Annotated in this window: 15 protein-coding genes; 13 read left to right on the forward strand and 2 right to left on the reverse strand. The window is 31.6% G+C overall.

The genetic code is table 11. From position 1 onward, the window contains the following. From smc to HZR23_RS11375, 11 genes are all read left to right on the forward strand, one after another. Complete coding sequence (gene smc / locus HZR23_RS11325) at positions 1-3,585, forward strand: chromosome segregation protein SMC (RefSeq protein WP_132847572.1); 3,585 nt, start codon at positions 1-3, stop codon at positions 3,583-3,585. Between the two features lie 16 nt (positions 3,586-3,601). Next, positions 3,602-4,855, forward strand: a complete 1,254-nt coding sequence (ftsY, locus tag HZR23_RS11330; RefSeq protein ID WP_132847573.1) for a signal recognition particle-docking protein FtsY — start codon at positions 3,602-3,604, stop codon at positions 4,853-4,855. 95 nt (positions 4,856-4,950) lie between these two features. Continuing rightward, on the forward strand, positions 4,951-5,322 hold the full coding sequence (locus tag HZR23_RS11335) for a putative DNA-binding protein (protein ID WP_132847574.1): 372 nt from the start codon (positions 4,951-4,953) through the stop codon (positions 5,320-5,322). A 21-nt stretch (positions 5,323-5,343) separates the two neighbouring features. Continuing rightward, positions 5,344-6,687, forward strand: a complete 1,344-nt coding sequence (ffh, locus tag HZR23_RS11340) for a signal recognition particle protein (protein ID WP_132847575.1) — start codon at positions 5,344-5,346, stop codon at positions 6,685-6,687. A 32-nt stretch (positions 6,688-6,719) separates the two neighbouring features. Then, entirely contained in the window at positions 6,720-6,965 is a 246-nt protein-coding gene (gene rpsP, locus HZR23_RS11345; RefSeq protein ID WP_132847576.1) for a 30S ribosomal protein S16, read from the forward strand. A gap of 26 nt (positions 6,966-6,991) precedes the next feature. Beyond that, positions 6,992-7,219 (forward strand): KH domain-containing protein, encoded by a 228-nt coding sequence (locus tag HZR23_RS11350; protein ID WP_132847577.1) that lies wholly within the window; start codon positions 6,992-6,994, stop codon positions 7,217-7,219. 71 nt (positions 7,220-7,290) lie between these two features. Beyond that, on the forward strand, positions 7,291-7,785 hold the full coding sequence (rimM, locus tag HZR23_RS11355) for a ribosome maturation factor RimM (RefSeq protein ID WP_132847655.1): 495 nt from the start codon (positions 7,291-7,293) through the stop codon (positions 7,783-7,785). Further along, positions 7,782-8,531: a tRNA (guanosine(37)-N1)-methyltransferase TrmD gene (gene trmD, locus HZR23_RS11360; RefSeq protein WP_132847578.1), complete on the forward strand. Its 750-nt coding sequence runs from the start codon at positions 7,782-7,784 to the stop codon at positions 8,529-8,531. Before rimM ends, trmD begins: the two co-directional genes overlap by 4 nt. Before the next feature lie 120 nt (positions 8,532-8,651). Next, positions 8,652-8,999 carry a 50S ribosomal protein L19 gene (gene rplS / locus HZR23_RS11365; RefSeq protein WP_132847579.1) on the forward strand — a complete coding sequence of 116 codons (348 nt, stop codon included), beginning with the start codon at positions 8,652-8,654 and terminating at the stop codon, positions 8,997-8,999. 94 nt (positions 9,000-9,093) lie between these two features. Further along, the gene (ylqF, locus tag HZR23_RS11370) at positions 9,094-9,951 is read left to right on the forward strand and encodes a ribosome biogenesis GTPase YlqF (protein ID WP_132847580.1); all 858 of its coding nucleotides are present in this window, start codon (positions 9,094-9,096) and stop codon (positions 9,949-9,951) included. Position 9,952: 1 nt separating this feature from the next. Beyond that, positions 9,953-10,567, forward strand: coding sequence for a ribonuclease HII (locus HZR23_RS11375; protein WP_132847581.1), 615 nt, complete (start codon positions 9,953-9,955; stop codon positions 10,565-10,567). 44 nt (positions 10,568-10,611) lie between these two features. Here HZR23_RS11375 and HZR23_RS11380 read toward each other — a convergent pair whose 3' ends face one another. Next, positions 10,612-11,199, reverse strand: coding sequence for a hypothetical protein (locus tag HZR23_RS11380; protein WP_132847582.1), 588 nt, complete (start codon positions 11,197-11,199; stop codon positions 10,612-10,614). A gap of 291 nt (positions 11,200-11,490) precedes the next feature. Between HZR23_RS11380 and HZR23_RS11385 the strand changes: the two genes are divergently transcribed. Beyond that, positions 11,491-12,006, forward strand: a complete 516-nt coding sequence (locus HZR23_RS11385; protein WP_132847583.1) for a hypothetical protein — start codon at positions 11,491-11,493, stop codon at positions 12,004-12,006. Positions 12,007-12,131: 125 nt separating this feature from the next. Here HZR23_RS11385 and eam read toward each other — a convergent pair whose 3' ends face one another. Further along, the gene (gene eam, locus HZR23_RS11390; RefSeq protein ID WP_132847584.1) at positions 12,132-13,406 is read right to left on the reverse strand and encodes a glutamate 2,3-aminomutase; all 1,275 of its coding nucleotides are present in this window, start codon (positions 13,404-13,406) and stop codon (positions 12,132-12,134) included. 340 nt (positions 13,407-13,746) lie between these two features. Between eam and dprA the strand changes: the two genes are divergently transcribed. Further along, positions 13,747-14,838 carry a DNA-processing protein DprA gene (gene dprA, locus HZR23_RS11395; RefSeq protein WP_132847585.1) on the forward strand — a complete coding sequence of 364 codons (1,092 nt, stop codon included), beginning with the start codon at positions 13,747-13,749 and terminating at the stop codon, positions 14,836-14,838. Positions 14,839-14,899: the final 61 nt, after the last annotated feature.

A 14,899-nucleotide genomic window follows, 5' to 3' on the forward strand; every position in this document is an offset into this window, starting at 1 on the left:
ATGTACTTAAAAAAAATAGAAATGCAGGGCTTTAAATCTTTTGCAAATAAAATAGAAATGAATTTTGATCAAGGTATTACTGGAATAGTAGGGCCTAATGGTAGTGGGAAAAGTAATATTTCCGACGGAATAAGATGGGTACTAGGGGAACAAAGTATCAAAAGCCTAAGGGGTAGTAAAACTGAAGACATTATTTTTTCAGGCACTGCTACAAGAAAAGCCCAAGGAATGGCTGAGGTTTCTTTAACCTTGGATAATTCATTAAAAATATTACCTATAGAATATGATGAGGTAACTATTACTAGAAGAGTATATAGGTCTGGTGAAAGTGAGTATTATATAAATAAATCTCTTTGTAGACTAAAGGATATAAGAGAGCTACTAATGGACACAGGTATAGGGAAAGATGGATACTCAATAATTGGACAAGGTAAAATTGACGAGATATTAAGTAATAAATCTGAGGATCGAAGATTAGTTTTTGAAGAGGCTGCTGGAATTGTAAAGTATAAAACACGTAAGGAAGACTCGGAAAAGAAGCTGCAGTCTACAGATGATAATTTATCGAGAATAGCTGATATAATAAGTGAGTTAGAAGGCCAGTTAGGGCCCCTTGAAAGACAAAGTAAAAAGGCTAAGCAATTCTTAGAATTAAGGGAGAAGCTCCTTAATTTAGAGGTAAGCTTATTTGTAAAAGAAATAGACAAGCATGATATAGAGCTTAGACACATTAAAGATCAATTGGCTGTTTTAGAAAATTCTCTAAATGGGAGGCAGCAGGAGAAGGATGTTCTAATACAGGAATTAAAAGGATTAACTAATGAAATTTTACAAAAAGAAGAGGAATGGTCAAAGCTTCAGAGTGATAAGCATGAAGTAGAAAATAATATTCAAGCTTTAGAGGGAATAATTAACTTAAATAAAGAAAAGAAATTTAATGGGGAACAAAATTTTAATCGAATTACTTCGGAAGTTAAGGATACTAAGCATAAGGAAAATCAACTAAGAATAGAATTAGAAAACAAATTAGAGCAGCTTAAGTATTTAGAAAATGATATTAATGAAATTATAAGTAAGTTAAAGGATACAATTAAAGAGTATGATTTACTTTTAGGTAAAAAGAATAACCAAGAAAAAGAATTAGAAAGTTTAAAATCTAATATAATCGATTCCTTGAACAAAGCATCCGACAAGAAAAGTGAGGCTAAAGGATTTAAGACCCTTATAGAAACAATGGAATTAAGGGAAAAACAAATAGATGAGGATATATCAACAAATAAAGTAAGCTTAAAGTCAATAGCTACTGATATTCAGCATGTTTCTAATCAATTAAAAGTTGAGGAACTGAATATCAACAATATGAGAAAAGATATAGAAATATTGAATAATGAGACTAAACAAATTCAAGTAGATATTAATAACAAATATAAAGAGGTAGAAAAAGCCAAAGGAAATTTAACTCATCAAGCATCAAGACTTAAGGTATTACAGGACTTAGAAAAGGAACACGATGGCTTTAGCAAGGGTGTTAAAAATCTGCTAGCTGCCTGTGAAAATAGCAAAGAGCTTGGTACTGGAGTATATGGAGCTATAGCTAATCTTATAAAAGTTTCTAATGGATATGAGCTTGCAATAGAGACCGCTCTAGGTGCATCAGTTCAAAATATTGTTAGTGAAACTGAAACTGAAGGAAAAAAACTAATTGAGCATTTAAAGAAAAACAATTTAGGAAGAGTAACTATTTTACCAATCAGTGCTATAAAGCCTAAATTTATTAGCTCTCAAGAAGAGAATATAATAAAGGGTTTTGAGGACATATATATTGCTTTTGATATTGTAAAATTCGATAGTAAATTTAAGGATATTATGTCCAATCTGCTTAAAAGGGTAATTATAGTACCTGATTTAACTGTAGGTATAGAGTTAGCTAAAAAGTTAGACTATAAATTTAAAATAGTAACAATAGATGGAGATGTAATAAATATTGGAGGCTCCCTAACTGGGGGGAGTGTCTCTAAAAACAACAGTGGTATTTTTGAGAGAAAGAAAGAGATTGATAATTTATTAGTTAATATAGAAGAATTGCATGTTAACGTGAATAATAAAGAAAGTGAGCTTGAATTAACTAAGACCCTATTAATTGATACAAATAGCAAACTTCATGAAAAAACAAACCAGCTTCAAGAAAAAATGATTGAAATAAATACCTACAATAATAAATTAGAGCAATTAAATAAAGATGAAACTAACAATAATAGAGTTCTTGCTCAGCTAGAAAAGGAAAAGAAGCAAATAAACAGTATAATTATAGATACACAAAACAAGCTGAATATAATAATTGATGACATTAATATAATAGAACTTGATATTGAGAGTGTTAGAAATGAGGTAGAAAATAATAAGGTCTTCTTAGAGAGCGATTCTCAAGAAATTCAAGACTTGAGCAATAATATTACTGAAATTAAAATAAGTTTAACTTCAAAAGAGGAGCAAAAAAAATCATTGCTTCATGAAATTAACATAATCCAAGAAACTATAAAAGGCAATGCTGTATTATATAATCAGAAAAATTCAGAAATATTAAATATAGTTAGTCAAAAAAATGAGTTAGAAAGACAAATTAAGCAAAGTGAAAATGAATCTATAAATTTAATTAATAGTAAAAGAAAAATTATTTCACTATTAGAAGAGATAACACTAAAAAAAGATCAGCTCATTGCTATAAAGGGTAAAAAGAAATCAGAGGTTGATAATATACAGGTTTTAGTTGATGAACTACAGGATAGCGTCCATAAGCTTGATATAAAAAGAACAAGATTGGAAATGCAACAACAAACCTACTATAATAAACTATGGGATGAATATGAGTTAACTTATGTAGAGGCCCTAGAAATCAGAACTGAAATAAAGGATGTAACAAATACAGCTAAGGAAATTAAAGACTATAAAACCCAAATAAAAGGTTTAGGAACGATAAACGAAGAATCTATAGTGGCCTTTGAGCAGGTTAAAGAAAGGTATGAGTTTTTAAAAGGTCAACAGGAGGACTTAATACAAGCTAAGGTTTCCTTAGAAAAGGTAATTAAAGATATGGAGGAAACTATGAAAAAGCAGTTTATCCATTACTTTAACATTATTAGGGAAAACTTCAATGTAGTATTTAAAAGACTTTTTGGTGGTGGTAAGGCAGACTTAATTTTAACTGATGAGAATAATATTCTACATTGTGGTATTGATATTATTGCCCAGCCCCCAGGGAAAAAATTACAGAGCTTATCCCTGTTATCTGGAGGAGAAAGGGCTTTAACTGCTATAGCAATTCTCTTTGCAATACTTCTAGAGAAGCCTACACCATTTTGCGTATTAGATGAGATTGAAGCCGCATTAGATGATGCCAATGTACATAGATACGCAGAACTGCTTAAGGATTTATCACCAAAAACCCAATTTATTGTTGTAACCCATAGAAAGGGAACTATGGAGTCTGCGGATGCTCTTTACGGAGTTACGATGGAAGAGGAAGGCATATCAAAACTAGTTTCGGTAAGACTAATCGATATAATTGAAGACGAAATAGCTAGCTAATTAAAGGAGGAACCATATGTTTAAGAAGTTTTTTGATAAGATATTAAAGAATGATGAGGAAGATAAGAAAGATGAAATTAAAGAGGTAGAAGTAGAACTGGAAACTGATGATATAGATGAATTAGTTACAGAAGAGGAAATACTAGCAGAATTACAATTAGGTGAGGTAAAAGAAAATATTCAAGAACAAGATGAACAAGAACTTCAATATGTCGAAGATTTAGAGGTAATAGAGGTTGATGATAAAAATAAGTTAGAAGATGAAAAAGTTGGAGAAACAAAAGAACATGAAGAGATTAAAAAAGAGGAAATTGTTGAAGAGACTGTACCAGTTGAAGAGAAACCTGAAAAAATTAATCTATTTAAAAGACTGAAAGAAGGGTTATCAAAAACTAAGCAAGGAATCACAGATAAGGTAGACAACCTTATTAAATCATATCAAAAAATCGATGAGGAATTTTTTGAGGAACTAGAAGAAATCCTTATTACAGCTGATATAGGTGTTCAAACTACTATGGAAATCATAGATGAGTTAAAGGATAAGGTTAAATCTAGAAAATTAACTGACCCCGAAAGTATAAAGGGATTACTAAAAGAAGAGCTAGTAGCAATTCTTAACAATTTATCAGATAGAACATTAAATGTTGATCCATCACCAGCAATTATATTGGTAGTAGGAGTTAATGGAGTAGGTAAAACAACTTCTATTGGAAAGATTGCAAATAAGCTTAGAAATGAAGGAAAGAGTGTATTATTAGCTGCAGGTGATACCTTTAGAGCCGCAGCTATTGATCAATTAAAGATATGGGGGGATAGAGCTGGAGTAGATGTTATAAAGCATCAAGAAGGCTCAGATCCAGCAGCGGTTATTTTTGATGCTATACAAGCAGCTAAGGCTAGGAAGGCAGACGTTTTAATATGTGATACTGCTGGTAGATTACACAATAAAGTTAATTTAATGAACGAATTAGGGAAAGTATTTAGAGTAGTAGATAGGGAATATGGAAATGCAACAAGAGAAGTTTTGCTAGTGCTAGATGCAACTACTGGTCAAAATGCTATTCAGCAGGCCAAAGTATTTAAGGAGGTAGTTGATATTTCAGGATTAGTACTAACAAAATTAGATGGTACTGCTAAGGGTGGTATTGTAATTGCGATTAGTAAGGAGTTAAATATTCCTGTAAAATTAATAGGAGTAGGAGAGAAGGTAGAAGACCTTCAACAATTCAACGAAGATACCTTTGTTAAGGCTTTATTTGGTGAAGAATAGAAAAATATTAGAAAGTGCTTGACAGTACTTGTGAAATAGTATAGAATTCATCTGTAAAGCAAAAACACTTTACACATTTATTAGGAAGTGTTAATATGATAGAGAAGAAAATTGAGATTTCTATGTTAATTGATTTTTATAGTCAGCTTCTTACGGAAAAGCAAAGAGATATAATTATGTTTTACTATAACGATGATTTATCTCTTAGTGAGATTGCAGAGGAATATAGTATTTCTAGGCAAGCTGTATATGACACTATAAAAAGGACTGAGAAAATTCTTTATGACTATGAGGAAAAATTAAAACTAGTAGAGCTATTTCAAAATAAAAATAAATCTATTGAAAATATATTAAACGATGTAATAAGACTAGAAGAAATTATAGATGATAGTACTAAAAGGCAAGAAGTAAAAAATGAAATAAATAGAATTAAACAGCTATTCTATGATTTGTTAAATAATAGTTAATTCATTGAGGTGGGTTAAAATATGGTATTTGAGGGCTTAGCCGAAAAACTACAAAACACCTTTAAAAAACTTAAAGGAAAAGGAAAGCTTACAGAAAAAGATGTTACTGAAGCAATGAGAGAAGTTAAAATGGCACTCTTAGAAGCTGATGTTAACTTTAAGGTTGTTAAAGATTTTGTAAATAGAGTAAAAGAGAGAGCTGTTGGTGGAGATGTTCTAGAGAGCTTAACCCCAGGTCAACAGGTTGTAAAAATAGTAAATGATGAATTAACTGCATTAATGGGTGGAACTCAGAGTAAAATGACCTTTGCGTCAAAGCCACCTACGATAGTTATGCTTGTAGGCTTACAGGGGGCTGGTAAAACAACAACCACTGGTAAATTAGCAGGACTTTTAAAAAAGCAAGGAAAAAGACCTCTTTTAATTGCTGGTGACATATATAGACCAGCTGCTATTAAGCAGCTGCAAGTTGTAGGTAGCCAAGTTGATGTTCCAGTGTTCACTATGGGAGATAAACTAAGCCCTATTGATATTGCTAAGGCTGGTATTGAACATGGAGTTAAACATGGAAATGATATAATCCTTATTGATACTGCTGGAAGATTGCACATTGATGAGCAGTTAATGGATGAGTTAATAGGAATAAAGAAAACTGTAAAGCCCCATGAAATTCTTCTTGTAGTTGACTCTATGACTGGACAAGATGCGGTAAATGTGGCAGAGCACTTTAATGAAAAGTTAGGTATAGATGGAGTAATACTAACGAAGTTAGATGGGGACACCCGTGGGGGTGCTGCACTTTCTGTAAGGTCTGTTACTAATAAACCAATAAAATTTGTTGGTATGGGTGAAAAGCTTACGGATTTAGAGCCTTTTTATCCAGATAGAATGGCGTCTAGAATATTAGGTATGGGTGACGTACTAAGTTTAATTGAAAAGGCTCAAACCACATACGATGCTAAAAAAGCTAAAGAGCTTGAAAATAAAATAAAATCACAGCAATTTACATTTGAAGATTTCTTGGACCAAATTGAGCAGATGAAAAATATGGGGCCAATAAGTCAAATATTAGATATGCTTCCTGGTGCCGCTGGAAAACAGTTAAAGGGCTTACAGGTAGATGATAAGGAAATTGCTCATATTCAAGCAATAATTCAATCGATGACTAGGGAAGAAAGACAAAATCCATCCATTATTAATGGAAGTCGTAGAAAGAGAATAGCTATGGGAAGTGGAACTAATGTTCAACAGGTAAATAGGCTATTAAAACAGTTTGAGCAAACTAGAAAAATGATGAAGCAGTTTGCTGATATGAGTAGTAATAAAAAAGGTTCAAAGTTTAAAATGCCGTTTTTCGGTAAATAGATATGTAACTTTTTAAAGGAGGTGAAATAAAAATGGCAGTTAAAATAAGATTAAAAAGAATGGGTCAAAAAAAGAAACCTTTTTATAGAATAGTTGTTGCTGATGCTCGTTCACCTAGAGATGGTAGATTCATCGAGGAAATCGGCTTCTATAATCCAGTTTCACAACCAAAAGAAGTAAGAATTGATAGTGAAAAAGCTACAAAATGGTTAAGCAATGGAGCACAACCGACTGATACCGTGAAGGACTTATTTAAGAAAAATGGAATTATTGAGTAATACTTTTCTTCATAGGAGGTATATACATGGGAGAGTTAGTTGAGGTTATTGCAAAAGCTCTAGTTGACCATCCAGACCAAGTTGCTGTTAACGAAGTCGAAGGCAACCAATCAATTATCGTAGAATTAAAAGTAGCTCCTGAAGATATGGGCAAGGTAATTGGTAAGCAAGGCCGAATTGCAAAAGCAATTAGAACTGTAGTTAAAGCAGCGGCTACTAAGGATAACAAAAGAGTTGTTGTAGAGATTATCTAAAAGGATTAGGCTAGCCTAATCCTTATTAATATTATAAAAGCCCTAAAGAAAAGAAGGTGTAGTGCGTGAAAATGCTAAGAGTAGGTAAAATAATAAATACTCACGGACTTAAAGGGGAACTAAAAGTACTTTCTCTATCAGACTATGCGGAACGCTTTGAGGAGTTAGAATGGGTACTTATTGAAGGATATAAAGAAAAGTTTTATATAGAAAGCGTAAAATACCAGAAATCAAATGTACTAATAACCTTCAAAGGTTATAAAGATATTAATCAGGTTGAGAAATTCAAGAATAAATACTTACTTATAGATGAAACTCAAAGAAGAGAGCTACCTGAGGGTACCTATTATATTGCTGATATTATAGGATTGGATGTATATACCATGAATAATGAATATTTAGGTAAGGTTGTGGACATACTTCAAGCAGGCTCTAATGAAGTCTATGTTATTCAATATGGTAAATCAACTCCTATAATGATACCTGCTGTTGATGAGTTTATTCCACATATTTCAATAGAAGAAGGCAAAATAATAGTTAATCCAATTGAAGGAATGATAGAATGATAATTAAAATTCTAACTCTATTTCCTGAAATGTTCTATGGATTTTTAGAATCTAGCATTATTAAAAGAGCCCAGGAAAATGGATTACTAGAAGTTGAATATATAAATATAAGAGATTATGCAAGCAATAAGCATAAAAAAGTTGATGATTATCCCTATGGTGGTGGAGCTGGTATGGTAATGACACCTCAGCCCATATTTGATGCTTACGAATATGCCATTAAAGATTTTGATAAGGGTGTTAAAGCAAGAACGATTTACTTAACTCCAAAGGGTACAACATTTAATCAGAAAATTGCAGTGGATTTTTCGGCAGAGAAGCAACTGGTATTTATTTGCGGTCATTATGAAGGAATTGACCAAAGGGTAATAGACACTATTGTTACGGATGAAATATCAATAGGAGATTTTGTTCTAACAGGTGGAGAGCTACCTACAGCCATAATGATTGATGCAATAACTAGATTACTTCCAGGAGTTTTAGGTAGTACTGAAAGTTATGAAGACGAATCCTTTTACTCAGGCCTACTTGAGTACCCACATTATACAAGACCTGAGGATTATAATGGATTAAAAGTCCCTAAGGTTCTTTTGTCAGGTAATCACAAGGAGATAGATAGATGGAGAAGAAAATCTTCATTAGAAATTACTCTTCAGAGAAGACCTGATTTAATAGATGAAAGTAAGCTTACTAAATTAGATAAAAAGTTAATTAATGAGATCAACAATGAAAGACAACTTAAATAGTCTATTCCCTAATATTTATATTGAACTATAAAGTTAGGTGTGATATAATTACAAAGGTATTATGGGCGGTCCTCTGTGAAAGAAGTCATAAGAACGTCTAAGAAGGAAGGAGGGACTCAAATGGATATTATACAAGCTATTAATAATGAGCAATTAAAAACTGTTGTTGAATTTAATACTGGTGATACTGTAAAGGTACACGTTAGAATTAAAGAGGGTAACAGAGAAAGAGTTCAGGTTTTTGAAGGCATTGTTATTAAAAGACAAGGCGGAGGAATTGCAGAAACATTTACAGTAAGAAGAATTTCTTACGGAGTAGGTGTAGAAAGAACATTCCCAGTTCATTCTCCTAAAATAGAAAAAATTGAAGTAATTAAACGTGGAAAAGTTAGAAGAGCTAAATTATTCTATCTTCGTGACAGAATTGGTAAAGCAGCGTTTAAAATTAAAGAAAGAAAGAATTACTAAGAAAAAGGGACTGAATGCAGTCCCTTTATTATTATATATTAATCTCTAATGGATAATAATATATAATAATTATAAGCAGTAAGGAGTGGTAATATTGAATATAAATTGGTACCCGGGTCATATGAAGAAAACAAAGGACCTACTAAAGTCTCAGCTAAAGCTAGTAGATATAGTTATAGAGCTTTTGGATGCTAGAATACCCCTGAGTAGCAAAAATCCAAGTATAGATGAAATTATAGGAAATAAGCCGAAATTAATAGTGTTAAATAAAATTGATTTAGCCCATGACGGAGAAACTAGAAGATGGGAGAATTACTATAAAAGTCAGGGATTTAATGCTATACCAGTAAATACTATGACTGGGGCAGGCGTGCGAGAAATTATGAATGAGGCTCAAAATATTACCCAGGAAAAAATGGATAATTTAAAGAAAAAGGGAATAATTAATAGACCAATAAGATTGATGATAGTTGGGATACCTAATGTAGGTAAGTCTTCAATAATAAATAGATTAGCAGGTAAAAAAAGCGCTAAAACTGGGGATCGCCCTGGAGTTACTAAAGGTAAGCAATGGATTAGACTTAGAGGAAATATGGAGCTTCTTGATACTCCTGGTATATTATGGCCTAAATTTGAGGATGAAGAAGTGGCGCTTAACTTAGCCTTTACTGGAGCTATTAAGGATGAAATAATGGATACGGAGACTTTAGCATATAGATTAGTCCAAAGATTATATAATAAGTACGAAACTAATTTTGTAGAAAGATACAACATAGATAGGAATATTGAGGATCCATTAGAGGTAATGAATGCAATAGCAATAAATAGAGGTTGTATATTGAGCAAGAAGGAAATTGATTATGATAGAGTGTCTAATTTAATATTAGATGAGTTTAGAGCTGGTAAGCTCGGAAAGATTACTTTAGAGTCACCCATTAATGAGGGGGAGTAGCATGGAGCATATAAGTTTTGAAGTTGATCTTTGGGAAAAGGGCTATGAAAATATAGCTTTTTGCGATGAGGTGGGCAGAGGTTGTTTATTTGGACCAGTTTTAGCTGCGGCGGTTATAATGCCTAAGGGCTTAATTATAGATGGAGTTAAGGATTCTAAAAAGTTAACCCATAAAAAAAGAGAAGAGCTTTATGAAATAATAAAGCAGAAGGCAATTGCCATAGGAATTGGGATGGCAGGACCTAAAACCATAGATGAAATTAATATAAAAAAAGCAACAAGACTAGCTATGAAAAAAGCAGTTCTAAGTTTAAAGACAATGGAGAAGGAACTGATTACTCCAGATTTCATATTAATAGATGCAGAGGAGATAGATGTAAATATACCTCAACAGGCCTTAATAAAGGGTGAAGACTTATCCCATGGTATAGCGGCTGCATCTATAGTAGCAAAGGTAATAAGGGACAGAATGTGTATTGAATGGGATGAAAAGTATCCAGAGTATGGGATCGGTCAGCATAAGGGATATGGGACCCAAAAGCATAAGGAGGCCCTTTTGAAATATGGCTCCTCTGATTTACATAGAAAATCATTTTTAAAAAAAATAATACCATAATAATTAGAACACCAAAGTTAGTTAACTAAAGGTGTTCTTTTAATTTACTTTGCTAGATATTGATTTGTATCGGTAAAATAAAAATTGTCTATAATTTTGTTAACTCTAGGTATAAAACCTTCCTCAAATTCACCTGGGGAACTAATTAGCATAGTTATATAAGTACCCTCCCGTTCAATAAGTATACCATATAATCCATTTAAACCTTTGTACTCTTCTAGTGACCAAGAATAGATTTTATTAAAATCATCTACTTTTTTGAAATTGCCTTCAATAAATGGATCCGGCCTTTCTATACTTTCAGAATAGAAAGACAGTTTAAGATAAACATTTTCATTTTTAATACCCCCGTAATTAGCGAAAAAACAGTAATAATCATCCATGCCCTTGCTTTCTGTATGGATTAAAAGGTCCTCTGGAACGTAGGTTAGAAAATTCTTATGACTATAAATATTTAAAGTGATTAGTTCTTCCATACCTTCAATAAAAATATTCTCTTCTATAGTTGACATCCAACGGTTTTCTCCTGTATTATCTTGTTCATTATTATCTACAGAATTGTCAATCTTAGGACTGCATGCTACCATAGCAATGGTAGAAAATATAATTAGCATACATAATAGTCTTTTCATTGATTTTACCTCCTTAAATACATATTATTCTTATAATAATTTGACGAAGGTGAACTTAATAAGTTTACAAAAACAATAAGATTTTATACTTTCTATATACAGAACTTGATATGGGGAATAAAGGCACTGGCATTGCATATTACTATTAGTATTAAAGATATATTTAATTATTTAAATCATAAGAAATGGAGGCATTTATGGCATTTAATGTATCTGATAAATATGGAAATCATATTGGAATAACATATAAGAAATACCCTAAATCATAGACAGGTTAGGGAGTTTATTGCTTTGAGTCATGGTTGTAGAAACCTTTTTGGTAAAATAAAAGAAGATAAATTAACAAAGATATTAAAAGAAATTTGGAGAAATAGCTATTCGAATTTAAGTAGTTATAATGAAAGTCTGCTTTTAAGGCTATTATTAATAGAAAGGAAATTAGATTTTTTTGAATATATTATTTTAGATAATACTCATTTTAAAGGTTACATATTATTAGACATTGAAAAATTAAAATTCGATAATGAATATACAATTATCCTTGATGATGAGTTAGACTATATTAATGAAGCATACGAGTTTTCCTATTCCTTACCTGTAATCTTTAAAGTTACAGAGATACCTAGGGTGCATATAAGTGAAATGGGTTTAGGAGAGGGACTATTAATGGGTGATTTAGCTGATTTAGGGGGGAGAAATCATACTCACAGTACATACCTGAATATAAAGTCTGGAAATGTAGAATTAACAATGTATTCTCACTACACATTTATGCACAAAAGGATATGGTTATTCAACTGTATTTAGATGGTGAAAAGATAAAAGCTCTGCTTTGTGGTGGTGTTATATATGCTATATCTTAAAATAATATAGATAGATAAAGGCAAATACAAAATTATTAGAAATTGAGTATTTGCCTTTATAAGTAAATACTATTTTAATAAATTTTCAATGGGTTCCGTTGGATGGTTAGGGTAGTCTAATACTTCACCTTCCCAAGTTCTAATTTTAATAGTATTTTTACCTCTAGAAACTAAATATTGTGGTAAAATAGGGGTTTTACCCTTACCACCAGGTGCATTAATAATATAAGTAGGAATGGCCATACCTGATGTATATCCTCTTAAATATTCCATTATTTCTATACCGTCATCAACGGATGTGTTAAAGTGAGTTGTACCTACAACATGTTTAGCATGGAAAATATAATATGGTCGTACACGACATTTGAGTAGGAGATGATTAAGTAAACGCATAATGTATTTATCATTATTCACTCCATTAAGTAGGACAGCTTGATTTCCTATAGGTACACCAGCGTTTGCCAGTTTTTCGCAAGCTTTTTTAGATTCCTTAGTAATTTCTACCGGATGGTTGAAATGGGTATTTATATAGATTGGTGCATATTTTTTTAAGATATTTATAAGATTATCAGTGATTCGTTGAGGAACAGTAACTAAAGTTCTTGTCCCAAGTCTAATATAATCAACTGAGGGAATTGAGTAAAGCTCGCCTAATAACCAATCTAATATTTCATCAGATAAGGTTAAGGAGTCTCCACCTGTAATTAAAACGTCTCGAATTTCTGGGTTATTTCTAACATAATCGATAGATTCCTGTAATTTTTCTTTGGATCTATGTAAATCCTGGCTTCCAATATTTCTTCTTCTTTGACAGTGTCTACAATACATGGCACATTCATTTGTTACATTTATAATGAGTCGATCAGGATATCTTCTAGTTATACATCCTGCGGGATTAGTAAATTCTTCACCCATAGGGTCTGTATCGCCATCATTTGTTTGAATTTCAACGATATTTGGAATTGACATGAGTTTTATTGGGCAATATTCATTTTCATCATCAATTAAAGAAGCATAATAGGGAGATATAGACCATCTGAAGCTACTTTCAACTTCTTTAATTTGGCGTACTTCTCTATCCGTTAACTTTATAATTTTTGACATAGTTTCAACATCTGAAATTCTATTGTTAAGTTGCCACTCCCAATCATTCCAATTATCTTCAGTTGCATTAAAGATTTTAAGAATCGATTGTTTCTTTTTTTCGACTTCTATTTGTCTTTCAGGATTTAAACCATTAGGAATAGAATCCTTTACATCCAAATAATCTTTAATTCTTGACTTAAGTGTAGCTGCCCTTTCTAAGGATATTTGTCGACTTTTCGATAGCTGGCTATTGTTCATCTTAAAATTCCTCCCTTTAAAGCTTAGGCTTATTAGATTTGTTTATTAGATTTACTCTAGTAAAAACATAAATAGATTACTCCATTAATGGAGAAAAATAGAAAAGCATTTAAAAGAATCTTTGGGTTAAAAGTTTATCATAGATTATAAATATTGTCAAATTCCATGAAATTTCAATAAATGTTATAAAGTTTACTAATAATACAAAATATTTAAAGGGATATGTTGTTTTATATAGAATATTCAGAAATGTAGTTTAATTTTTAGAGAAAATGTATATAAAACATAATTATATATTCCTATAATAATAAAGCATTTTCTTGTTCTAGGAGGAAGAACAATGGTAAATGAACGAAACTTATTAATATGGTTTTCCCATGTAGGGAATATAAATTATGATGTAATATTAAACTTGAAACAATATTTTGGTAATTTAGAGGAGATTTTATTAGCTAATGAAAAGCATATCTATGAAGCCTTAAGCAACAATAGAATAATTGCTGACAAAATAATTAAAAATAGAAGTGAAAAAATAATATTTTCAATAATAGAAAGTATAAATAATAAAGACTTTCATATTATTACAATAAATGATAAAGAATATCCTAAAAAACTATGTAATATATATAGACCACCCTATGTGCTATATTGTAAGGGCCGGATTATTGAAGATATACCAATGATTGCTGTAGTTGGGTCTAGAAAAGCCTCTGCCTATGGTAGGTGGGCAGCTTACAATTTTTCAAAGGAACTCGCAGAGTGGGGAGTTAGTATAGTTAGTGGTATGGCTCTTGGCATAGATGCTGAAGGGCATAAAGGAGCAATTGCTGGGGCAGGTACTACTGTAGCAGTATTAGGATGTGGAATTAATACATGTTATCCTCCAATACATATCTCTTTGATGGATAAAATTATCGAAAGAGGAACCGTACTAAGTGAATACCCACCAAATGTTTTACCACTTAAACATCATTTTCCAGCGAGGAACAGAATTATCAGTGGACTATCTGATGGAATAATAGTAGTTGAGGCGGCTGAAAAGAGTGGATCACTAATAACTGTGGAACATGGTTTAGAGCAAGGCAAAGAGATATTTGCATTACCTGGAAACATTAATAGTAACTATAGTAGTGGAACAAATAAGCTTATAAAGGATGGGGCAAAGATATTATTAACTGTGGAGGATGTATTGGAGGAAATTAGAATAAAATTTCCAAACATTAAGAAGGTCGCTAACCAAAAAGATTATGGAGAATTAAGTAAAAATGAATTAATGGTGTACAATATAATTAAGGGGCAAATAATGCATTTCGATATAGTTTCTAGAAAAAGTAATCTAAATATAAATGAACTAAAGGCAATACTAAAGGTATTAGAAATCAAAGGATATATTAAGCATCTATCTGGAAACATGTTTACAGTAATTGTTTAAATTGTTATAATGAATTTTGTTGTTGTATATTAACAATATTCCATACAAATAATGGAGGTGG

The sequence above is a fragment of the Serpentinicella alkaliphila genome (assembly GCF_018141405.1).
GTDB lineage: Bacteria > Bacillota > Clostridia > Peptostreptococcales > Natronincolaceae > Serpentinicella > Serpentinicella alkaliphila.

Excerpts from the sequence above, each read along its gene's own strand:
- rimM (WP_132847655.1), top strand. The coding sequence starts at position 7,291 with ATGCTAAGAGTAGGTAAAATAATAAATACTCACGGACTTAAAGGGGAA.
- rpsP (WP_132847576.1), top strand. The coding sequence starts at position 6,720 with ATGGCAGTTAAAATAAGATTAAAAAGAATGGGTCAAAAAAAGAAACCT.
- HZR23_RS11375 (WP_132847581.1), top strand. The coding sequence starts at position 9,953 with ATGGAGCATATAAGTTTTGAAGTTGATCTTTGGGAAAAGGGCTATGAA.
- dprA (WP_132847585.1), top strand. The coding sequence starts at position 13,747 with ATGGTAAATGAACGAAACTTATTAATATGGTTTTCCCATGTAGGGAAT.
- HZR23_RS11335 (WP_132847574.1), top strand. The coding sequence starts at position 4,951 with ATGATAGAGAAGAAAATTGAGATTTCTATGTTAATTGATTTTTATAGT.
- ffh (WP_132847575.1), top strand. The coding sequence starts at position 5,344 with ATGGTATTTGAGGGCTTAGCCGAAAAACTACAAAACACCTTTAAAAAA.
- rplS (WP_132847579.1), top strand. The coding sequence starts at position 8,652 with ATGGATATTATACAAGCTATTAATAATGAGCAATTAAAAACTGTTGTT.
- trmD (WP_132847578.1), top strand. The coding sequence starts at position 7,782 with ATGATAATTAAAATTCTAACTCTATTTCCTGAAATGTTCTATGGATTT.
- smc (WP_132847572.1), top strand. The coding sequence starts at position 1 with ATGTACTTAAAAAAAATAGAAATGCAGGGCTTTAAATCTTTTGCAAAT.
- HZR23_RS11380 (WP_132847582.1), bottom strand. The coding sequence starts at position 11,199 with ATGAAAAGACTATTATGTATGCTAATTATATTTTCTACCATTGCTATG.
- HZR23_RS11350 (WP_132847577.1), top strand. The coding sequence starts at position 6,992 with ATGGGAGAGTTAGTTGAGGTTATTGCAAAAGCTCTAGTTGACCATCCA.
- eam (WP_132847584.1), bottom strand. The coding sequence starts at position 13,406 with ATGAACAATAGCCAGCTATCGAAAAGTCGACAAATATCCTTAGAAAGG.
- ftsY (WP_132847573.1), top strand. The coding sequence starts at position 3,602 with ATGTTTAAGAAGTTTTTTGATAAGATATTAAAGAATGATGAGGAAGAT.